Below are 20,825 nucleotides of genomic sequence, written 5' to 3'. Positions count from 1 at the left end.
GATCAGGCCGCCATCCCAAACATCGCGGGCACTTGATCGAGAGTGCTTAGCAATGCCGATCGAAGCGTTGCGGCGGAGCGGTGTACGTGCATCCCGTCGTGCGGGAGAGTGACGCGGCGAGACTGTTCGGCTTGTTGAACGCCGTCTGGCGGCGAAGGGCCCTCCGTTGCACGATGGCCGCGTCGGTAGCGAAGCCCATTCGTGGCCACGGAAGCGCGGTAATACCCTGCACGTTTCCGCACAGGGTATCGGTGGAGTGTAGGTGCATCTCCCTCTTCGCGTCAGGGACCTCGTCGACAAGGAGCAAATTCAACTGGTGACACAAGCCCTTACTTTCGTCGGTGACGATCGGCACCGTTTTCATTGCTGGTTCCCACGCCCGGTTTGCGCCACACGGACTCGACGCAGGCGAGTTCGTCGTCAGTTGCCATTCGGAACGGTCCGGCGCTTGTCGCCTCGACCGAACGCCGGGATTGACCGCGGGTAGCGACAAGGCTGGCGACGATCGATACGGTCAAGATGGAGGCTATGACGAGAAGCGATACCGTGGTGGGGATGTAAAAGACTTCGAGCAGCAGCATTTTCACCCCGACCCAGACGAGGAGTACGGCGAGGCCGATCTTCAGATAGACGAAGCGGTGCATCAGGTCCGCGAGGAGGAAGTACATCGCCCGGAGCCCGAGGATCGCGAACGCGTTGGCGGTGAAGACGAGGAACGGTTCGGAGGTCACGGCGAATATCGCGGGAATGGAGTCGACGGCGAAGACGATGTCGGTGACCTCGACGAGCACGAGTACGGCGAGCAACGGGGTCGCCAGAAGAATCCCGCCTTTCCTAATGAGCAGGCGCTGTTCGTAAAAGGCATCCGTCATCGGCACGTGACCGCGGAACCAGGTGTAGGTGCGTGACTTCTCGGGGTCGAAGTTTTGATTCCGGTGGCGGAGCATCTGAATGCCGGTGAAGACGAGGAACGCGCCGAATATGTAGAGCACCCAGCTGAAATTCTCGATCAGGACAGCGCCTGCTGCGATGAAAATTCCGCGGAAGACCAGCGCTCCGAGCACGCCGAGAAACAAGACGCGGTGCTGAAACTGTGGTGGTACGGCGAATGCGGTGAAGATGATCGCCCAGACGAACACGTTGTCGACCGCGAGCGATTTCTCGATCACGAAGCCAGCGAAGTATTGCTGGCCGAATTCGGCCCCGAATAGCCACCAAATGATCGCGCCGAAGGAGATGCCGGACGAAACCCAGAAGATCGACCATCCCGCGGCTTCTTTCACCCCGATGATGTGCGCCGTGCGATGGGCGATGAGGTCGATGGCGAGCATGGCGATGATGACACCAAGAACTGTCAGCCAGGCCCATAAAGGAACAGTCATTGCGGATGCTGCCTTCCGAGGTAGATTCACTCGGAGGTCTGGTCCAGCCTGGTCGGGCCAGCTCCGCCGAACCCCGATGACGGGATCGAATTGACGACGAAACTGCTGGGGATTACTCCCCTCCATGAGGTAGCAAACCAGACTTCAGCAGCAAAGTCGATAGGTTAAGGCCATATCCACTATCTCTGAGGTGTTTTCCCGGCACCGGTGAGCACCGCCGCGACTTTCGGGTGCGACCGGCCGAGCATGGTGGTGACCTCGCGGAACTTGATCCAGAAGTCCCAACGGCCGATGAGGGGTCGACTCTGTCGAATACCACGTACCCGATCTTTCCCTTTGAGTGCTAACCCGTTGAGAACAGCTGGCGTATCTTCGCCCAATCGTTCATATTGATCGCTTTCCATGGCGGGTGGTGGCCGTTTTCCAGTCGGCGTCAACAGAAAAATGATGGACCGTCTCGGGCGTCTGGATAGATTGGAGAGTCCGCGTTCTCATCGGATAGACGAGCAGGTCGTTCGCGGCCAGACCAGGCTGGAAAGGTACTAATGGAGATCGTTGAGCTTAGTGAAACTGTTGTCGTTGGAATCGAAGTTGTCGCTGACTTCGGCCAGCTACGCTCCGAGATGCCTGCAGCCTGGCGCGAGCTCTTCGCCCGCCGAGATGAGCTGCCCGCCGCAGGCACTGGCGTCTTCGTCGAGGCCAGCAACCATCTAGGCGACGGCCGTTACCGCGAGACTATTGGATCAGTTGCTGTCGTCGAAGGCAGTCCAGTGCCTGATGGTATGGCTGTGGCTCTCCTGCCCGGTGGACGTTTCGTCCACCACCGGCATGACGGTTCAGTGGCAACGATCGCCGATGGTTTCCAGGCCATCTATGACTGGGCTGCAGAGCAGGGACTTGCTCTCGGGAACCGCAAGCTTGATGTCGGGTACACCGCCGACGGTGTTCAACAACCGCACGAACTCTTCGTCGACATCGTCACCTGACGGCGGCTTGGCGGCGAAGACGACCGCGAGGTCGCCACTGATCTGCTGGGGGCTCCGGTTCTTCCGCAACCGCTCCTCGACAACAGCGGCAAGTTGCCGGTCGTTAGCCAAACTTCGAGGGAGACCATCGCGGCGCTTGGACTTCGTCCTTCGTCCACGAGGACGCATTCATATGCCGCCTGGTTGACGCGCATCGTAGCGCTGGCAGGATGCCGTCGTCCCTCGCACGCCTCCGATAGGGTTGAAGGCGTCCTCGCCATACTCGGCACCCCTCGATCGGAGGAGCTCCATGTCCACCACAGTCACAGGCGTCATCGCCCGCTCGAAGGGCGCGCCAGTCGAACTGGTCGACATCGTCATCCCCGATCCCGGCCCGGGCGAAGTCATCGTGGACATCGAAACGTGCGGCGTCTGCCATACCGACTTCCATTACAAGGAGGGCGGTATCAGTGACGACTTTCCCTTCTTGCTCGGGCATGAAGCCGCCGGGCGCGTCAGCGTCATCGGCGAAGGTGTCACCCACGTCTCGGTCGGCGACTTCGTGGTGCTCAACTGGCGCGCCGTCTGCGGCGAATGTCGAGCGTGCAAGCGGGCCGAACCCTGGTACTGCTTCAACACCTTCAACGCGACCCAGAAGATGACCCTCACGGACGGAACGGAGCTCAGCCCGGCCCTCGGTATCGGCGCTTTCGCCGAAAAGACCCTCGTGCACGCCAAGCAGTGCACCAAGGTGAATCCGGATGCCGACCCCGCGGCCGTCGGACTCCTCGGCTGCGGCATCATGGCCGGCATCGGTGCGGCCATGAACACGGGCAACGTCAGCCGAGGCGACTCGGTCGCCGTGATCGGCTGTGGCGGGGTGGGGGATGCTGCGATTGTGGGATCACGGCTGGCTGGCGCATCCGTCATTATTGCCATCGACCGCGACCCCAAGAAGCTCGCCAAGGCCGAACAGCTCGGCGCCACGCACGCCATCGACTCGTCGAACCTGGATGAGGCTGGCGTCGTCGCAGCCGTGCAGGCATTGACCGGTGGATTCGGTGCCAACGTCGTCATCGACGCGGTCGGCCGTCCCGAAACCTGGCGGCAGGCGTTCTACGCCCGGGACCTCGCCGGAACGGTCGTGCTGGTCGGGGTGCCGAACCCCGAAATGATGCTCGAAATCCCACTTCTCGACGTCTTTGGGCGCGGCGGCTCGCTCAAATCGAGCTGGTACGGCGACTGCCTGCCCGAGCGGGACTTTCCCATGCTGACCGACCTGTACCTGCAGGGACGGCTGCCGCTTGACGAATTCGTCAGCGAGAAGATCGGCATCGGCGAAATCGAGGCTGCGTTTGAGAAGATGGCAATCGGCGACGTGCTGCGCTCGGTGGTGGTGCTCTGATGACCGCACGCGTTGACCACCTCGTCACCGTCGGCACATTCAGCCTCGACGGCGGCACCTGGGACCTCGACAACAACGTCTGGATCGTTGGCGACGATACCGAATGCGTCGTCATTGATGCTGCCCATGACGCCGACGCGATTCTGAAGGCAGTAGGCGACCGTAAGCTGCTGGCTATTCTGTGCACCCACGGCCACAACGACCACATCGGTGCAGCCGCCAGCGTGAGCGCCGCAACGGGCGCGCCGGTCTGGCTGCACCCGGCCGACACCATGCTGTGGGAGATGGTCTTTCCAGCGGATGCGACGGCCGCTGCTGTCGAGACTGCTGCGTCTGCTGCGGCGAACAGGCGCCCGAACGCGCTGGAAGACGGCCAGCTCATCGCCGTTGCCGGTATCACGCTCGAGGTGCTGCACACGCCGGGGCACTCGCCAGGATCGGTCTGCTTCTCTGCGCCTGAACTCGGCACAATCTTCAGCGGAGACACGCTGTTCCACGGTGGGCCGGGCGCGACCGGCCGTTCGTTCAGCGATTTCCCGACGATCATCGACTCCATCACCACCACGCTGCTCACGTTGCCGGCTGCCACTGTGGTGCGCACCGGGCACGGTCAGTCCACGCTGATCGGCGACGAGGCGAGTCAGCGCGAAGAGTGGATCACTCGCGGGCATTGAGCCGGAACAGCGCAAGCTGCAGCTCACTCGAATTCGTCTTGCACTTTGTGCGTAGTTGCACTTAGTGTAAGCAAGTGATGTCGCTTACCACCACTCCCGATCGCCGCACCGAGCTCAAGGCGAGGTACCGCCAAGCCATTCTGGATGCCGCCGACTCGCTCATTCGAGAGCGGGGCAAACCGCAATTCAGCGTCGACGAACTCGCTGAGCGCGCCGACGTCTCCAGGCGCACGGTTTTCAACCACTTCTCGTCCCTCGACGACGTGATCATGACGACCTGCGCTCGGGTGCTCAGCGCGACCGTTGACGAATTCCGTGCAGCGACGGCATCGACTCCGCTGGGAGACGGTGGTCGTATCGACCTGTTCGACGAAATCACCGCGGCTTTGCGCAACATCGATTTACCACCCGTGGTGGGCTACCTTTCCGGCGTGCTCACCGCGGAAGGTGTGGATGGCCGCTCACAGCACAGCATCGGCGATGTCTTCACCCGCACCACGGAACAGCTCTCATTGGAGATCGCCGAACGTACCAATGCGATCGACGCATTCGAGGTCGCAATCCTGGTGAGCTCTGTGATGAATGGCATCGCGGTGGTGTCTGGCCACTGGCTAGCCCGCACGGGCGGGACGCTCGACCCGGCCTCGCGACTTGTGTGGGACGAACTGCTCGACCGTCTCGTATCCACCATCCGCACCGGGTACGCACCTTCCAGCTGAACACTAGATCCGTGATTCCCGGTGACGCGCTGCGCGGCGCCACCGGGTTCCTCGACTCCTAGACCCGACTCCTAGACCCGACTATCAAGAAAGATCTTGAGGACTATGGCATCCCTTCTCTACCGGCTCGGACGGTTCTCCGCCCGCCGAGCATGGTCGGTCATCGTCGCATGGGTGGTCATTCTCGGCCTCGCCGGTGGTGCGTTCGCGTTCTTCGGTGGAACGCTGACTTCTTCCGTCAGCATCCCGGGCACCGCCACCCAGAAGGTTAGCGACGAGCTCGCTGCGAAATTCCCTGCAGCCAGCGGCGGGCGGGGCACTGTCATCTTCACTACGACGGACGACTCCAGGTTCACGGCCAGGCAGAAAACCGCGATCGGTGACTTGCTCACGCGCACGGTCGCGCTTGACGCGGTGAAATCGGCGACGAACCCCTTCGACGCCCAGGCCCAGATCGACGATCAGGCGCAGCAGATCGTTGACGGTCGCCAGCAGATCGTCGATGCGACGACTCAGATCGATGCGGGGCAGGTGCAGATCGATGCGGCTACGGCTCAGGCCAACGCCGGACAGGCGCAGCTCGATGCCGGCCGCTCGCAGGCCGCGGCGGCGGGGCAGCTCGCTGCCGCTCTGCCAATGCTCGATGCGCAGCAGGCGCAAATTGATGCTGGCGCAGCTGCGATCGCCGCGCAGCAGACGACTCTCGACGCTAGCCGTAACGAACTCCACGCCCAGGGCACCACGCTTGAACAGGGAGCCGACCTGCTCGACCTGGCCGCGGGCATCCGTCAGGTATCCACCGATCAGACGACTGCCGTTGCCAGCATCCAGTTCAACACATCGCTCAACCAGGTGCCCGCCGAGACAAAAGAAGCCGTCGTCGCCCAGCTGAACGACGCTGGGATCGACGGTGTCACGGCTGAGGTCTCCAATGACATCGCCGCCAGCATCCCCGAGATTCTCGGCCCGGGCGAGATCGGCGGTGTGATCATCGCGGCCATTGTGCTGTGGGTCATGCTCGGAACGCTGATCGGGGCGGGGCTCCCGCTGTTGAACGCGCTCATCGGCGTGAGCGTCGGTGTACTCGCTTCGCTCGCACTGTCTGGAACCGTCGAGATGCTCTCCGTCACCCCGGTCCTCGGCGTGATGCTCGGGCTCGCGGTCGGGATCGACTATTCGCTGTTCATCCTCAACCGGCATCGAACGCAACTGCGCAACGGGCTGCCCCTGCAGGAGTCGATCGGGCTGGCCAACGGCACCTCCGGCAATGCGGTTGTCTTTGCGGGCGCCACCGTGCTCATCGCCCTGCTTGCCCTCAACCTCACCGGCGTCCCCTTCCTTGGGCTCATGGGCACGGTCGGTGCCGTCTGCGTCTTCGTGGCGATTCTCATCGCGATCACCCTGACGCCGGCGATGCTGGGCCTGGTAGGCACGAAGATCCTCACGAAGAAGGCCCGCGCTCGGGTCGGCCACGCCGAGAATCATGCCCGCGTTCCGTCAAAACCGATGAACACCATGCGCGCCGTCGTGACCGTGGTTGTCGGAATCATCGTGCTGCTCATCGTGGCCATCCCGGCGCTCTCGATGCGCCTTGGCCTTCCCGCCGGCTCGTCTGAGCCGCTCGGCTCGAGCGCATACAACGCCTACAAGCTCGTCGACGACAAGTTCGGCGCCGGCGTGAACGGCCCGCTACTCGTGGTCGCCGACCTCGATGCAGCCGTCACGGATGCCGACCTGCTCGCCGAACAGGTCCGCATCGGAACCGCGCTCAAAGCGGAAAACAATGTCGCCGCCGCCGTGCCAATCGGAGCGTCCGATGATGACCTGCTCCTCGCTTTCCAGGTCATCCCCACGGAGGGGCCGACCAGCGAATCAACCGAACAGCTCGTGCGTGACCTGCGCGGTCTCAACATCGAGGGTGTCGCATCCCTCGGTGTCGCCGGGAACGCTTCCGGAAACATCGATGTGAGCGAAAAACTCGCCGCCGCACTCCCGTTGTACCTGCTCGTTGTCGTGGGGCTCTCGTTGATCATCCTGATCTTTGTGTTTCGTTCGATCCTCGTGCCGGTCACCGCGACGCTGGGCTTCGTGCTGTCGTTATTCGCGTCCTTCGGCGCGATCACGGCGGTCTTCCAATGGGGCTGGCTCGGGCCGGTATTCGGAATCCATGACCCCGGGCCCATCCTGAGCTTCTTGCCCATCCTCGTCGTTGGTGTGCTGTTCGGGTTGGCGATGGACTACCAGCTGTTCCTGGTCAGCGGGATGCGCGAATCGTTCGTCCACGGCGCCTCGGCGCGAGTGGCCGTACAGCGCGGTGTTCACGCGGGACGCACCGTGGTCACGGCTGCCGCGCTCATCATGGCTTCGGTCTTCTCCGGCTTCGTCTTCTCGAACTCGGTGATGATCCAGTCGATCGGCTTCGGGCTCGCTGTCGGAGTGCTTCTCGACGCCTTTGTGGTGCGGCTGCTCATCATTCCGGCGGTGATGCACCTGATGGGTGACGCGGCCTGGTGGCTGCCTAAATGGCTGGACCGTATCCTGCCCAACGTCGACGTGGAAGGCGCGTCGCTCGAGCGATCGCACCCAATTCCGTCCGAGAGCGAACTCGAGCGCGTTACGACGCCCAGCGCCTGACCCGTCCCAAGAGCAGTCTCGGTGGCGCAGCTGCAATTTTATTAAACGGAGAAGATTGCTCTAAAATACAGGTGGACGTTGTTCACCGAGCCGAGGAGACATCATGACTGCCGAACCGATCACCATAACTGCCGGGCCGATTGGCCATGAGCACGTCGATACGACAACGGGCACCACGGCGACGTGTGCATGCGCCCACGACGACAGCAAAGCGATCATTCTGGACAGCCGCACCATACCGCACGCCATCCGCCACGCCGCGATCTTCGGTGCGCTGGAGGCAATTCAGCCCGGAATATCCCTCGACCTCGTGGCATCGCACGACCCGCTGCCGCTCCTTGCAACACTCGAGCGCAAGCACCCCGACGTCTTCAGTATCAGCTACCTCGGGAGCGGTCCCGAGGTGTGGACCCTGCGGTTCACGCGAATTGCGTAGCGCTTCGGCATGAAACCCAGCCTCAAACGCCGGCTCTGGCACCAGATCACCGGCATGCTCGTTCCCGCCTGGTTGGTGCTGGGGATCGTCAGCGTCGTGCTCTACCGCGGATCGTCGTTCGGGCCCTGGCTGATGGTGCACCTGCTACTGCTCGGCGCCCTGACGACCGCAATCCTGGTGTGGAGCCAGCACTTCGCCGACAGTCTGCTCAAGAACACTGCTCCTGGCGGCCGGTACTGGCTCGGCGTTCGACTGACCGTGCACACGGTTGGCGCGGCGATGGTGATGATCGGAATGACCGGCGCCTGGTGGTACGCGGTACTGGCTGGAGGCATCCTCGTCGGGATCAACGCCCTCGTGCATGCCACAATTCTCGTGCAACAGCTGCGCGGAGCGCTCCCGGCCCGGTTCTCGCCCCTGGTGCGCTACTACATCGCCGCCGCTGGATGCCTCGTGGTCGGAGTAACGCTCGGCATTCTGATGGCCCATCCCGGCAGTACGACAGCTGGCGACGCGACCGCAGCGGCTGACTCTTACGAGCGGCTCTACATCGCGCACATCGGTTTGAACCTGCTCGGTTGGGTCGGGCTGACCGTCATCGGCACCGTCGCTTTGCTGCTCCCGACCGTGTTGCACTCCCGCGTACTGTCGACCACGACAGCGGCCGCACGCCCGACCCTGCCCATTCTCCTCGCCGGTCTGGTAGTTCTGGGCAGTGGCTCCTACGCGGACTCACGAATCATCACCGCGGCCGGTGTCGTGATTTACCTGGTCGGCTTCGCCCGGGTGCTCAGGGAGCTGGTCGAACATGTGCGCCGGTCGCCGGCGGTCAGCTACGCCGGTTGGAGTATCACCGCAGCGCTTGCCTGGTTCGCGCTGTGCGCGGTCGGTTTTTCCGCCGTTGTGGTTACCGCTGCCAGCTGGTCGGATGCCGCGGCCGGTCTCGAAGCGCTCGTGCCATACTTCGCCGTCGGCTTCGGCGGCCAGATCATGATCGGCGCGCTGAGCTTTCTCATTCCGGTGGTGCTCGGCGGTGGCCCGCGCGCGTCCAAGGCGACCGCACGCGAACTCGACCGTGCCGGCTTGTTTCGAGTGGCCGTCGTCAACGGTGCACTGGTGCTGACCCTCCTACCGCTGTCCGACCTCGTCACCGACGTGCTCGGCGCGGTCATTCTCGCGACGCTCGCTTTCTTCATCGTTCTGATGGTGCGGGCTCTGCGCATCAACCGAAAGAATCGCACCCCTCCGGGGTCGGGGCTGCCGCCCCTGGCCCACGATGTCGCGGCAGTTCCGGCACCCCCGCCGCGTTCTCGCCTGAGCATGGTGGTCGCCGCCGCGGCGGCCCTCGCTTTGACGCTCGCCATCGGAGTCGCGCTCGACCCTTCGGGTGTGAGCCTCGCGTCGGGCTCGGGATCCAAGGCCACCGGCCACACGACGACGGTCGACGTCACCATGGCTGATACCCGCTTCAGCCCCGATACGATCGACGTTCCCGTCGGTGACACCCTGGTGATCACCCTCACCAACACCGACGGCATGCTCCACGACCTGGTCTTCAATAGCGGAGTCGAGTCCGGCTCGGTTGAGCCGAAGGCCACGACGACCGTTGAGGTCGGTGTGATCGACGCCGATCTCGATGGCTGGTGTTCCATTGGGGGCCACCGACTGCTCGGAATGCTGCTGACCGTGAATGCGGTCGGAGCAGAATCGGCCGACTCCGATGATTCCTCACAGCTGCGCCACGGCGCCATGGGCAGTGACCCGTCCGAGGGCACTCTTGCTGCGGATGACATCGATGTGATGGCCGAGCCGGGAAGCGATTTCGTTGCCCGGGATGCGCGACTGGCGCCCACGGCACCCGTCACGGTGCACACGAGCACGATGACCGTGCGCAATACCGAAACCGAGGTTGCGCCCGGCGTGACGCAAATGCTGTGGACCTACAACGGCACGGCCCCGGGACCGGTGCTGCGCGGCAGGGTCAACGACGTGTTCGAGATCACTTTCGTCAACGAGGGTACGATCGGCCATTCGCTCGACTTCCACGCCGGCTCGCTCGCCCCAGACAAGCCGATGCAGACCATCGACCCCGGAGAAGAGCTCACCTACCGGTTTACCGCCACGCGGTCGGGTGTCTGGCTGTATCACTGCTCCACAATGCCCATGTCAGTCCACCTCGCGAACGGTATGTTCGGTGCGGTCATCATCGACCCACCCGGGATGTCTGTCGTCGACCAGGAATACGTGCTGATCCAGTCCGAGTTCTACCTCGGGCACCAGGGGGAGGAGGGCGATGCGATCAAGGTGGCGACCCAGCGGCCCGACCTGCTCACCTTCAACGGCTACGCGAACCAGTATGTAACCGCGCCGTTGACCGCGACCGTCGGCGAGACGGTGCGCATTTGGGTGCTCGACGCCGGCCCAAACGAGAGTAGTTCGTTTCACGTCGTGGGTGGCCAATTCGACACCGTCTTCTCGGAGGGGGAATACCTTCTGCGCGACGGTGGCAGCACCGGTACGGGCGGGGCGCAGGCGCTGGCGATGATGCCCGCTCAGGGTGGATTCGTGGAGCTCACGTTTGACGAAGCGGGTACCTACCCGTTTGTGAGCCACGTGATGTCGGATGCGGAGAAGGGCGCGCGCGGGCTGTTTCTGGTCACCGGCTAGCAGCTATCGGGCGATTCAGCACCCGCCGCCGAGTTGCGGGCGCGGTGGCTGCGCAGCTCGCCGTTGATGCTCGGTTCGAGAACGGTCGGGGTCGATTCCCGGGCAGGATAAAATAGAGATCACCTGCACGAGGAAGTGGTGGCGCAATCATCTGGAACCGGTCCCGGCGTCGTGCTGACGCTCACGCACACGTCAGTGAACCCGACGTGATCGCTGAGCTGCCCGACCTTGAGCGCACGGTCGATGAAGGTCTGCTCATCGCGGTGTCAGCTGTTCGGATGGCCGTCAAGAACGACATCATCGTCGGCGCACTGCGCGAGCACTTCGACTACGACCCCGAGCGGTACGCCGACAACGCCCGCGGAGAGCTGCATCGTCTCGCCCGACAAAACGAAGAGTATGCCCGGCGAGTCAGCCAGATGGGCCGGGACCTCGCGGCCATGAAGTGGCGGCTGAGTTTCACCGATGACCAACGACACGACCTGAAACAGTTCGCCCTGAGGTTTCGGGTACACGAGCGATTGACGCTCGCTCTCGATGCCGTGGCCGACGATGAGGACCAGGTGGCGCGGATCGTGGCGACTGCCCAACGGTCGGCGAGCGAGGAGGTGAGCTCAGCGGTCTCCTCGAAGCTCATCGAGCTGGCCGTCGATCAGCGCGAGCCGGACTACGCCGAACATCGCGGCGAACGTCTGGAAGCATTCGTGCTCATCAACCTGGCCATTCTGAAAGCCAAGCACGACGCGGCCGCCAGACCTGAATTCAACGAGTACTAAGGCTGGTTATCGCCTCGGCCACCAGTCGGTCGAAGGCCGGGGTGCTCAGCGCGACGAAGAGCGCGACGTTGCTGACAACGGTGGCCCAGAACGCCCGGGCAAAGCTCACCTTCCGGGTCTTGTGCCGCAGCACCTGTCGAGCAACGATCGCGCCCGGCCAGCCGCCGAGGAAACCCCAGACCAGTAGGGTGCGTTCCGGCACCCGCCAGCCGCCGAACCTTGCCCGCCGCTTGTCGAAGGCGTAGAGAGCGAAACAGAGCGAGCTGGTGACCAGATAGAGGCCCGCTACCCACAGTGGGCGGGGCGCGTACACGGCGCCGATCAGGTACAGCACAGCGAAGCCGGTGATGGCGAGGTAACTTCTGCGGCCCATCGTGCGGCGGGAGCGGACGCGGACCATGTACTCATGCTAAAGGCGGGGCCTTGCCAATCCCCAAACCGGTGAACGCGAAGCCGCCGAAACCATGCTCCGGCACGATCGAGACCACCATTGTGGTTGTCGGTGTGCGGGAATCGATGCCCGATCGCTCACCCCAGGGCAGACCCGAATTTTTCGAAGAGTCTGACCCGTCAGTGCGCGTACACTGAGGGTGTACCAGGGGTCGACTCCTTCCAGGGGCACGCGTTGCATTCCCATCAATACCCGGGGGTGTGATTTTCAACCTGAATAAGACCTGGCCCGCGACGCTGAGCAAAAGCGTTGAGGGTCTCGATTGATTCAGGTGTATTCGAACGGCTCGATCGGCCTGAGTGGCCGGAGTTCACGCGGGAACCAGTTGTCTCGTAAATTTGTTATTGGCGGGGCCGGCGCGGAGGTGTCGCTGCGTCCTCAGGCAAGAAGAGGAATACATGCAGCTGGGCGGGCGTATCGGGGCGGCCATCGTTGGTGCGTTCGGGCTGATGGTGTTGTACGCGTGGTACACGGAGGGCGCGGTGCCGGCAGGCATGGTGACCGGTCTGTTATCGGTGAAGCCAAGCGCGGCCCTTGTCTTCGTGCTGCTCTCGCTCGCGATAATCGCATTCGACCGCGCGCGCCTCACCATAATCCTCGGTGCTGCTGTGCTCCTGATTGGCGGCCTGACGCTCGCTGAGTACATCTTCGCAATCTCGATCGGCGTCGACACCCTTCTGCCAGGGATCGACCTCAACGGGATCGATCCGAGGATGGCGCCGGCCACGGCCTTCTCCCTGTTCGTGCTGGGCGGTTCAGTCCTCTCGAGCAGGCTTGTCCGGAGCACGCTGACGCTCGCGCTGGCTCTCATCGTCGTGTGCGTGAGCCAAATTGCGATTCTCGGCTACGCGTATGGCGTTTCCTCGCTCTACAGCGTCGGCGGGTACACGAGCATGGCGTTGTTCACCGCCCTGGCGCTCGCGGTATTGTCGTCAGCTACATTGCTTCAACATCCGCTGGCGGGGCTGGCCGGATTGGCCAGAGACGGCGGCAGCGCAGGAAGACTCCTTCGTCCGGCGATACCGTTCTTCATTGTCGGTCCGTTCGTGATGGGCTGGCTGTGTTTGTCTGCACTTCGCTTGGGCTGGTTTGATGCCCCATTCGCAGTGGCCCTCCTGGTCCTGAGTATGACCATAGTCGGCTCCGCGTTGACATGGCTGGCGGCCTTGCGGCTTCGCGAACTCGACCGGCAACGTGACGGTGCGCTGACCTCGCTGGCCGACACGAACGGCATGCTGGAGACCACGGTAGCGATCCGCACCCAGGAGCTCGAAGAGACGGCCGACGCGCTCCAAACGCTCGTGCGGTTGGCTCCGGTGGGTATTGTGCAGTTCGACGCAACCGGAGGGTTGCGCGCCGCCAACGATCAATGGCTCAGCCTGAGTGGGTTGACCGTGGAGCAATCCATCAACGACGGTTGGATGACGGCCCTGCACCCCGATGACGTCGAACGGATGCGCGCGGAGTGGAAAGAATGCGTTTCTTCCTCCACCGCGTATTCGGGCACCGTACGGTTTTGCACTCCGGATGGCACGGTCAACTCCGTGCAGGTCAACAGCACACCCATTCGTAGTAAGGAAACCGTCACCGGACATCTGGCCAGCGGCACGGACGTCACGGCCTTGCGGGCGGCGGAAGAATCAGCCTCAGCAGCCCGCGCGCGGTTTGAGGCCGCCTTCGCCTGGTCTCCCCTCGGTACGGCCATCGTCTCGCTCGACGGACGGGTGTTAGAAGCCAACCCGCGCCTACTGCACTTGGCCGGCCGGTCGACGACAGTGCTCAACCAGCCCATTGAAGCGGTGTTTATGGCTGACGAATCGGTTGGAGCAGGGGACCTGTCCGCGGGACGCCTGGTGAGTTCACGGCAGCGTGTGGATCGGCGAATGCGGCGTAGCGACGCAGAGGAGACCTGGGTGAAGGTCAGCGTTGCTGAAATCCACGAAGGGGGGCAAGCTGGAGGGTTCCTCTATCAGCTGGAGGACATCACGGCTCGTCGTCTGGCGGAGGCCCGCGTGGAGCGCCTGGCCTTCCACGATCCGCTGACGAACCTGCCCAACCGGCTTCTCCTGCTGGATCGGCTGTCGCAGGCGCTGCTTCAAGCGGCCCGCCACGGACGAGGAGTCGCCGTTCTTTTCATCGACCTCGACCGGTTCAAGGTCGTGAATGACAGCCTCGGGCACCACGCCGGTGATGCGGTCTTAGCTGAAGTCGCTGCGAGGCTCCGCGACGGGGTGCGGCTGGCAGACACGGTTGCTCGAATCGGCGGAGACGAATTCGTCGTGGTCTGCCCCGATGTCGAGAACAGCGGCGACGTGGCTGAACTCGCAGGCGCCCTTCAGGAGGCAATCGCGCTGCCGATCCAGATTGGCGAGAACGTCGCATCCGTTGACGCGAGCATTGGCATCGCCTTCGGCGTCGGCCATGACGACCTCGAACTGCTCCTGCGCGACGCCGACCAGGCCATGTATCTAGCGAAGGATCGGGGGCGCGGACGCTTCGAGATTTTTGACGACGACCTGCGCGGTCGAATCGACCGGCGCCTCGACACCGAGATCGCCCTGCGCAGCGCCGTCGGCCTCGGCCAGATTGAGACCTGGTATCAGCCGATCGTGGACCTTCAGGCGCGAACGGTCGTCGCCACTGAAGCGCTCGCTCGCTGGCGGCGGCCCGAACGGGGGATCGCGATGCCCAACGAATTCATCGCGATCGCCGAAGAGGTGGGCCTGATCAAGCAGATCGGTGCCGAGGTCCTGGGGCAGGCATGCCTGGCAGCCACCGCACTGAGCGCGAGCATCGCCGTCAGCGTGAACGTATCTCCGCGACAATTCGTCCGAGACGACTTCGGTGCTGTGGTGAAGCGAGCCCTTCGCATCTCCGGGCTCGCGCCGGATCAGCTCTGGTTGGAGCTGACAGAAAGCGCCGTGACGGAAGCAATCGGCTCGGCAGCCAGAACATTTCAGGAGCTTCGGGACATGGGCGTGCGGATAGCCATCGACGACTTTGGTTCGGGTTACTCGTCATTCACTCATCTCAGAGAATTCGACGTCGACCTGTTGAAGATCGATATGTCTTTCGTGCGCGATATTGAACACTCCACACGTGATCGGGCGATCGTAGAAGGCGTCGTTCGCTTGGCCGAATCGTTGCGGTTGGACGTCGTGGCCGAGGGAATCGAGTCGGCGGGCCAGCTGGAGCTGCTGGAAAAGATGGGGTGCCGCTTCGGCCAAGGCTACTTATTCTCCAAACCCGCGCCGGACGCAGCACCCGCCGTGAGATTCAAGGAAATTCAAGACACCCTCGGCCACCGCCTAGTCTGACGTACCCCTGGACGGGGGGAGGTCGCGGCAACATATCTGTCCGTTACTATCACCTATATGGGGGTGCAATTTTTCAGCCGGTCAGTGGGCCTATTGGTCGCCGCAGCGGCGTGCAGTGCCGCGACGGTGCTCTGGGTCGCGGTGGCCTCGGACGACCCCACGTCGGCCAATGCCGTCGACGAAGGTGTGCTGTTCGGTGTCTGGACCTACCTCTATGCCCTGGATCTACCGTCCCCCCGAGTGTTGCTGGCCGCCGTTGCCCTGGCCATATTTTTCGCCGCTGGTATTGCCCTGATCGAACGAAGGGTCACCAATAAGTCCCGAAGGTCGTCGGACTACCTCGCTACCCCGCTCGCCCCCAAAATCGTCATGGAAGCTACCCGAGGTGTTTTCGCCGGTCCCGTTGCGATCACCGTCTTGATCCCTGCCTACAATGAGGAAGCGTCGCTGTCAGCCACCCTCTCGTCCCTCTTGTCGCAATCACACCGGCCGGAGCGGGTGATCGTCGTCGCTGACAACTGCACCGACGGCACCGCGGCCGTCGCGCGCAGTCATGGCGTCGAAGTGTTTGAGTCGGTGGGCAATACCAAGAAAAAGGCCGGCGCCCTGAATCAGGTTCTGGCGCGCATCCTGCCCGACCAGGGCGACAACGACATCGTCATGATTGTCGATGCGGACACGACCCTGGATGCTGGTTTTCTCGCGGCTGGCGTTGCGCGCTTCACCAATGATCGAGCGCTGATGGCGATTGGCGGTTTGTTCTACGGTGAACCGGGCGCCGGGCTGCTCGGTCAAATGCAGCGAAACGAGTACGTACGCTACTCCACGCAGATCAAACGCCGCCGCGGCATGGTCTTCGTGCTGACCGGAACCGCATCGATGTTCCGGTCCCGCGCGCTGCGGGCGGTCGCGAGCAGTCGCGGCGGTACGATCCCCGGGAACCACGGTGATGTGTACGACACCCTGGCGCTCACCGAGGACAACGAACTGACAATCGCGTTAAAGTCGCTCGGAGCACTCATCATCTCGCCGTCCGAATGCACCGTGGTCACCGAGGTCATGCCGACACTGCGCAGCTTGTGGGTGCAACGGTTGCGCTGGCAGCGCGGTGCTCTGGAAAACATCGGCGCTTACGGCCTTACGCCGTCCACCCTTCGATACTGGGCCCAGCAGCTCGGCATCGGCTACAGCGTGATCGCCCTCACCGCCTTCCTCTGCCTCGTTGTTTTAACGTTCCTGTCGGTGACTCACTGGGTATGGTTCCCCTTCTGGTTGAGCATCGGCACCGTCTTCACGATTGAACGCGTGGTATCCGTCTGGAAGGCGGGCTGGGCGGCCCGTGTGCTTGCCGCCGCTGTGATTCCGGAGCTACTGTTCGACATGTACCTCCATGCCGTGTACATCAAGGGAATCATCGACATCACGCGCGGAGAACAGGGGAGTTGGGGCCACGTGCAACAGCGGAGCACCGTGCGATCGATCGAGACAGGATGATCGCCCTGATGCTGGATCCACTGGGTATCCTGCTCCCCGAGTCTGTGTTGCAGTCCGATTTTTTCGCCATCCTCGCGACTTTCGTGGCGATCAACACGGTGATGTACGCGGCGCTCGCGATTGCAAAAACCCTACCGAGGGTGTACCTCGGCGATCTCCTGCCGGGGCAGCGCCGCCGCTTCGAGACCCGGAGTATCTACCCGGAGACCCCTCCAGATGCGATTCCGAAGGAACGCCACGGTGAAGCATTCGTGCAACCCTGACGATAGTGCTGTGGTCATTCTCGGCGGTGTGGGCCACACTACCGATATTCCGGGTTGGGTTCGGCACCGAACCGTTCGCCGTTGTCCCACTTCTCCCGCACGTTGCCGAAGGCAGGGATGCCACCATTCGCTTTCAGGATGGAAGCCAGGTGCATGAGGTTCCAGGTCATGAACGTGGTATTACGGTTGGTGAAGTCATTCTGCGGACCTCCGGATCCCTCGTCGAGGTAGCTCGGTCCCGGGCCAATCGCGCCAATCCAGCCGGAGTCGGCGGCGGGCGGAATTGAGTAGCCGACATGCTGCAAACTGTAGAGCAGGTTCGCGGCGCAGTGCTTCACGCCGTCCTCGTTGCCGGTGATGATGGCGCCGCCGACCTTGCCGTAGAAGACGTACTGACCTTTGTCGTTGAACTCGCCCGAGTGTGCGTAGAGCCGTTCCACAATGCGCCTGGTCACCGAACCGTTGTCGCCGAGCCAGATCGGCCCGGCCAGAACCAGAATATCGGCCGCCTGTATGGTGGTGAACAGAGACGGCCAGGCATCCGTTTGCCAGCCGTGATCGGTCATGTCGGGGTAGATTCCCGTGGCGATGTCGTGGTCTATGGCGCGAATCATGTCGACTTCAACGCCCTGCTCCCGCATGATTCGAGCGCTGAGGTCAACGATGCCCTGGGTGTTGCTGATCTCAGGGCTGCGTTTGAGTGTGCAATTGATGAACACGGCGCGCAGTTCTGAGTACTCAAAGGATTCCCGGTTCAGGGGCTTTTGGGTGCCGCTTATCTCCGTCATTCGTCTAGTAAAGCACCGGGTCAACCGTGTGAACAGGGGCTGATTTCGGCGTCGACGGGCTCGCGGTCGCGGCCGCCAGCTCGGTTGCCGGAGCCGGTCAGGGTGGGACGCGGGCAGCGTTCCCACTCAACGCAAAAACCTATTGGACACGCCCTTTTGTGCTTTATGGCCGGCTTCCACGACGCACTTTCTCCCGGAATAACGGCGTCATTCCCCGAAAAATCCTCCAGCGCGCGGCGCGCGGCGGTGGAATATCTGAGGCTGGCACCCGCGCTGCGCACCCAGCGGCGCGGAGAGCCCGCGATAGCTGGTATAGTTTTCAAGTTGTCTCCGGGCGTTACAGTTCGCGGGATTGATATGCGCTCGTAGCTCAACGGATAGAGCATCTGACTACGGATCAGAAGGTTGGGGGTTCGAATCCCTTCGGGCGCACAGGTGTTGAAGCCCCTCTCGATGAAGTCGTCGGAGGGGCTTTTTCATGCCCCTTGACGGCGCACACGTGCCCACTCGGATCGCCCTCGGCCTTGCGACTATCGCGGGGATAGACTCGGGAGCATGTCCCCGCCACGCTTCTTGTTCGCCGATCAGCTCGGCCCGCACTACGACGACGGCGGGGCAATCGTCCTTGTTGAAGCGACCGCCGTGCTGGGTCGTCGTACCTACCATCGAGCCAAAGCCCACCTTATTCTCAGCGCGCTGCGGCACCGCGCTCGAGAGCTTGGCGACCGCGTCGAGTTTCTCCACGCGGAGCATTACCGGGATGCGCTCGCCGGGCGTGACCTCGAAGTAATCAACCCGACGTCCTGGGGCGCGCGGGCGCTGGTTGCCGAGCTCGGGGCATCCGTTCTACCGAGTCGGGGTTTCGTGACGAGCGAGCAGGACTTCGCGAGCTGGGCGGACGGCCGGCCCGCGTCCCGACTCGTGATGGAACAGTTCTACCGCCACGTGCGCACGAACACCGGAATACTCATGCGCGGCCCGGAGCCGGAGGGTGGGCGCTTCAACTTTGATCATGACAATCGGCAGCCTCCCCCGAAACATGCGGTCGGTCTCGGCCTGCCCGACCCGTGGACGCCCACAGAGGACGACATCGATCAGGAAGTGCGTCGGGACCTCGACCGGCTTGCGAGTGAGGGTCGTGTTCACCTGATCGGAGACGATGGTCCGCGCCGTTTCGCCGCTACCCGCGCCGAGGCCCTCGCGGCTTTGGACGATTTCATCGACACGCGGCTGCCAGACTTTGGGCCGTTCGAAGATGCTTCCTTGACCGGTGACAGCACCATGGCGCACTCGCGGCTGAGCGTTCCGCTCAATCTAGGGTTGCTGCATCCGCAGGAAGTCATCGACGCGGTTGTCGCGGCCTACCACGGTGGACGCGCGCCGCTCGCGAGCGCCGAGGCGGTCGTGCGCCAGATTATGGGTTGGCGGGATTGGGTATGGCACCTGTATTGGCACCTTGGTGAAACCTACGTCGCCGACAGCAATTTTCTTGCCGCGCACAAGCCGCTACCGAGGGAATTCTTGGAGCTGGATGGTAGTGCCGTTGAGGCCCGGTGTCTGAGCCATGTGCTCGATGAGGTCGCCCGCACCGGATGGACACACCATATTCCGCGGCTGATGATTCTCGGCAATTGGTCGTTGCAGCGCGGCTACGAGCCGGCCGCATTGTCGGATTGGTTCATCAATGCCTTTGTCGACGGAACGCCCTGGGTGATGCCGGCCAATGTGATCGGCATGTCCCAGCACGCCGATGGCGGCATGGTCGCGACCAAGCCTTATACCTCGGGCGGGGCGTACATCTCGAAAATGACGGATTTCTGCGGGAGCTGCCGGTTCAATCCAAAGATCAGGCTGGGGCCACAGGCGTGCCCCTTCACCGCTGGATACTGGGCATTCCTTGATCGTGTGGAGCCGCGCATTCGGGGCAATCACCGCATGAGTCAGCCGCTCGCCGGGCTGCGGCGCCTCGTCGACCGTGAGGCGGTCGTTGCACAGGAACGCGAACGCACCGACTGGTAGCGCACCGATCGGTAGCGCACCGACCGGTAGAGGGTGCCGTTTCGTGGCAGCTGCCCGCTACGCGGAGAAAGCGGTGCTCGGCAGGTCGCGCTCGCCGGCGATGATCGCGTCGACAATGCGGCGGGCGACATCGGCGGGGCGGTACCCGGTGGGCAGGCGCGGCGCGGACCCCTGGATAGGCCGGGTGGCAAGTCCGGTTTCGGTGTGGCCGGGGCGCGCGTCAATGAAACGGATGCCGTCCCGCCGTATTTCACGCCCGGCCGCCGTCCCGAACGCGGCTAGGGCCGCCTTCGACGCCGAGTAGGCCGCCATATTCGCGGTCGGACTCTCACTCACGATGCCACTGAGCGTGAGAAAGAATGGATCCCGGTGTGTCGCCGCCGATTCAGCCAGGGCGGGATGGGCGGCGCGGAGCAGCCGCATCGGTGCTGTGGCATTCACCGCCATCAGGGTGTCGATCGTGTCGTCTGAGACCTCCGCCAGGGCGCCGAACGCTACGAGCCCAGCGGCGTTGACTATGCCGTCGAGGCGGCCATGCGCGGCCACTGCGGCGGCCACGAGCTGCGTAGCGGTCTCCGGATCACACAGGTCGCCACTGGCCACCGCCCCGGCGATGCCTAAATTGATCACGCGCTGCGCGTTGCGCCCGTGGAGGGTGAGCAGGGCGCCCTCCGCGCTCAGGATCCGGGCAATTTCATGGCCCAAGCCGCCGGTGGCGCCAACGACAAGCACGGAGGAGCCGGCGAGAGAAGTCATGCCTTCAGACTAGACGGACTCATGAGTGATTGCGCGAGATTGATGGTATCGGCACACGCGAGCACCTCTTTGCTCCCGC

General features: G+C 63.3%; 17 protein-coding genes and 1 tRNA gene. 13 read left to right on the top strand and 5 right to left on the bottom strand.

What is annotated here, in order from left to right; translation table 11 throughout:
- Positions 1-46: 46 nt before the first annotated feature.
- Together E3T50_RS06285 and E3T50_RS06280 are read right to left on the bottom strand one after the other, a co-directional pair.
- Entirely contained in the window at positions 47-364 is a 318-nt protein-coding gene (locus E3T50_RS06285; RefSeq protein WP_134551087.1) for a hypothetical protein, read from the bottom strand.
- Positions 330-1,382 carry a TerC family protein gene (locus E3T50_RS06280; protein ID WP_134551086.1) on the bottom strand — a complete coding sequence of 351 codons (1,053 nt, stop codon included), beginning with the start codon at positions 1,380-1,382 and terminating at the stop codon, positions 330-332. The genes E3T50_RS06285 and E3T50_RS06280 overlap by 35 nt, the downstream gene beginning before the upstream one ends.
- A gap of 545 nt (positions 1,383-1,927) precedes the next feature.
- On the opposite strand from E3T50_RS06280, the gene E3T50_RS06275 reads away from it, so the two are divergent.
- From E3T50_RS06275 to E3T50_RS06240, 8 genes are all read left to right on the top strand, one after another.
- A complete protein-coding gene (locus E3T50_RS06275; protein ID WP_134551085.1) occupies positions 1,928-2,368 on the top strand; it encodes a GyrI-like domain-containing protein in 441 nt (146 codons plus the stop codon).
- A 289-nt stretch (positions 2,369-2,657) separates the two neighbouring features.
- A complete protein-coding gene (locus tag E3T50_RS06270; protein WP_134462120.1) occupies positions 2,658-3,752 on the top strand; it encodes an S-(hydroxymethyl)mycothiol dehydrogenase in 1,095 nt (364 codons plus the stop codon).
- Entirely contained in the window at positions 3,752-4,426 is a 675-nt protein-coding gene (locus E3T50_RS06265; RefSeq protein WP_134551084.1) for an MBL fold metallo-hydrolase, read from the top strand. Before E3T50_RS06270 ends, E3T50_RS06265 begins: the two co-directional genes overlap by 1 nt.
- A 77-nt stretch (positions 4,427-4,503) precedes the next feature.
- Positions 4,504-5,145 (top strand): TetR/AcrR family transcriptional regulator, encoded by a 642-nt coding sequence (locus E3T50_RS06260; protein ID WP_241990794.1) that lies wholly within the window; start codon positions 4,504-4,506, stop codon positions 5,143-5,145.
- Between the two features lie 105 nt (positions 5,146-5,250).
- On the top strand, positions 5,251-7,779 hold the full coding sequence (locus E3T50_RS06255) for an MMPL family transporter (RefSeq protein ID WP_134551082.1): 2,529 nt from the start codon (positions 5,251-5,253) through the stop codon (positions 7,777-7,779).
- A gap of 103 nt (positions 7,780-7,882) precedes the next feature.
- Positions 7,883-8,215, top strand: a complete 333-nt coding sequence (locus E3T50_RS06250; protein ID WP_134551081.1) for a DUF2249 domain-containing protein — start codon at positions 7,883-7,885, stop codon at positions 8,213-8,215.
- Between the two features lie 9 nt (positions 8,216-8,224).
- A complete protein-coding gene (locus E3T50_RS06245) occupies positions 8,225-10,882 on the top strand; it encodes a multicopper oxidase domain-containing protein (RefSeq protein WP_134551080.1) in 2,658 nt (885 codons plus the stop codon).
- Between the two features lie 206 nt (positions 10,883-11,088).
- Complete coding sequence (locus E3T50_RS06240; protein WP_134551079.1) at positions 11,089-11,658, top strand: hypothetical protein; 570 nt, start codon at positions 11,089-11,091, stop codon at positions 11,656-11,658.
- Here the strand turns inward: E3T50_RS06240 and E3T50_RS06235 are convergent.
- The gene (locus E3T50_RS06235; protein WP_241990793.1) at positions 11,645-12,058 is read right to left on the bottom strand and encodes a DUF1294 domain-containing protein; all 414 of its coding nucleotides are present in this window, start codon (positions 12,056-12,058) and stop codon (positions 11,645-11,647) included. The two genes, E3T50_RS06240 and E3T50_RS06235, sit on opposite strands and share 14 nt — an antisense overlap.
- Before the next feature lie 449 nt (positions 12,059-12,507).
- On the opposite strand from E3T50_RS06235, the gene E3T50_RS06230 reads away from it, so the two are divergent.
- The 3 genes from E3T50_RS06230 to E3T50_RS06220 are packed head-to-tail and all read left to right on the top strand — an operon-like array spanning position 12,508 to position 17,183.
- A complete protein-coding gene (locus E3T50_RS06230; protein ID WP_134551078.1) occupies positions 12,508-15,426 on the top strand; it encodes a sensor domain-containing protein in 2,919 nt (972 codons plus the stop codon).
- 57 nt (positions 15,427-15,483) lie between these two features.
- Positions 15,484-16,920, top strand: coding sequence for a glycosyltransferase family 2 protein (locus tag E3T50_RS06225; protein WP_134551077.1), 1,437 nt, complete (start codon positions 15,484-15,486; stop codon positions 16,918-16,920).
- Positions 16,917-17,183: a hypothetical protein gene (locus E3T50_RS06220; RefSeq protein ID WP_241990792.1), complete on the top strand. Its 267-nt coding sequence runs from the start codon at positions 16,917-16,919 to the stop codon at positions 17,181-17,183. The genes E3T50_RS06225 and E3T50_RS06220 overlap by 4 nt, the downstream gene beginning before the upstream one ends.
- Before the next feature lie 38 nt (positions 17,184-17,221).
- Here the strand turns inward: E3T50_RS06220 and E3T50_RS06215 are convergent, their stop codons facing one another.
- Positions 17,222-17,971: a flavodoxin family protein gene (locus E3T50_RS06215; RefSeq protein WP_134551076.1), complete on the bottom strand. Its 750-nt coding sequence runs from the start codon at positions 17,969-17,971 to the stop codon at positions 17,222-17,224.
- A 359-nt stretch (positions 17,972-18,330) separates the two neighbouring features.
- Here E3T50_RS06215 and E3T50_RS06210 point away from each other — a divergent pair.
- Together E3T50_RS06210 and E3T50_RS06205 are read left to right on the top strand one after the other, a co-directional pair.
- A tRNA-Arg gene (locus E3T50_RS06210) sits at positions 18,331-18,403 on the top strand.
- 123 nt (positions 18,404-18,526) lie between these two features.
- Positions 18,527-19,990, top strand: coding sequence for a cryptochrome/photolyase family protein (locus tag E3T50_RS06205; protein WP_134551075.1), 1,464 nt, complete (start codon positions 18,527-18,529; stop codon positions 19,988-19,990).
- A 57-nt stretch (positions 19,991-20,047) separates the two neighbouring features.
- Here the strand turns inward: E3T50_RS06205 and E3T50_RS06200 are convergent, their stop codons facing one another.
- Positions 20,048-20,746 carry an SDR family NAD(P)-dependent oxidoreductase gene (locus E3T50_RS06200; RefSeq protein ID WP_134551074.1) on the bottom strand — a complete coding sequence of 233 codons (699 nt, stop codon included), beginning with the start codon at positions 20,744-20,746 and terminating at the stop codon, positions 20,048-20,050.
- Positions 20,747-20,825: the final 79 nt, after the last annotated feature.

This window comes from Cryobacterium gelidum (assembly GCF_004403985.1).
GTDB lineage: Bacteria > Actinomycetota > Actinomycetes > Actinomycetales > Microbacteriaceae > Cryobacterium > Cryobacterium gelidum.
The sequence above is the reverse complement of the archived record's forward strand: the minus strand, read 5'-3'. Positions and strand labels throughout refer to the sequence as shown.

Coding starts and splice junctions, on each gene's coding strand:
- E3T50_RS06285 (WP_134551087.1), bottom strand. CDS start 364: ATGAAAACGGTGCCGATCGTCACCGACGAAAGTAAGGGCTTGTGTCAC.
- E3T50_RS06280 (WP_134551086.1), bottom strand. CDS start 1,382: ATGACTGTTCCTTTATGGGCCTGGCTGACAGTTCTTGGTGTCATCATC.
- E3T50_RS06275 (WP_134551085.1), top strand. CDS start 1,928: ATGGAGATCGTTGAGCTTAGTGAAACTGTTGTCGTTGGAATCGAAGTT.
- E3T50_RS06270 (WP_134462120.1), top strand. CDS start 2,658: ATGTCCACCACAGTCACAGGCGTCATCGCCCGCTCGAAGGGCGCGCCA.
- E3T50_RS06265 (WP_134551084.1), top strand. CDS start 3,752: ATGACCGCACGCGTTGACCACCTCGTCACCGTCGGCACATTCAGCCTC.
- E3T50_RS06260 (WP_241990794.1), top strand. CDS start 4,504: ATGTCGCTTACCACCACTCCCGATCGCCGCACCGAGCTCAAGGCGAGG.
- E3T50_RS06255 (WP_134551082.1), top strand. CDS start 5,251: ATGGCATCCCTTCTCTACCGGCTCGGACGGTTCTCCGCCCGCCGAGCA.
- E3T50_RS06250 (WP_134551081.1), top strand. CDS start 7,883: ATGACTGCCGAACCGATCACCATAACTGCCGGGCCGATTGGCCATGAG.
- E3T50_RS06245 (WP_134551080.1), top strand. CDS start 8,225: ATGAAACCCAGCCTCAAACGCCGGCTCTGGCACCAGATCACCGGCATG.
- E3T50_RS06235 (WP_241990793.1), bottom strand. CDS start 12,058: ATGGTCCGCGTCCGCTCCCGCCGCACGATGGGCCGCAGAAGTTACCTC.
- E3T50_RS06230 (WP_134551078.1), top strand. CDS start 12,508: ATGCAGCTGGGCGGGCGTATCGGGGCGGCCATCGTTGGTGCGTTCGGG.
- E3T50_RS06225 (WP_134551077.1), top strand. CDS start 15,484: ATGGGGGTGCAATTTTTCAGCCGGTCAGTGGGCCTATTGGTCGCCGCA.
- E3T50_RS06220 (WP_241990792.1), top strand. CDS start 16,917: ATGATCGCCCTGATGCTGGATCCACTGGGTATCCTGCTCCCCGAGTCT.
- E3T50_RS06215 (WP_134551076.1), bottom strand. CDS start 17,971: ATGACGGAGATAAGCGGCACCCAAAAGCCCCTGAACCGGGAATCCTTT.
- E3T50_RS06205 (WP_134551075.1), top strand. CDS start 18,527: ATGTCCCCGCCACGCTTCTTGTTCGCCGATCAGCTCGGCCCGCACTAC.
- E3T50_RS06200 (WP_134551074.1), bottom strand. CDS start 20,746: ATGACTTCTCTCGCCGGCTCCTCCGTGCTTGTCGTTGGCGCCACCGGC.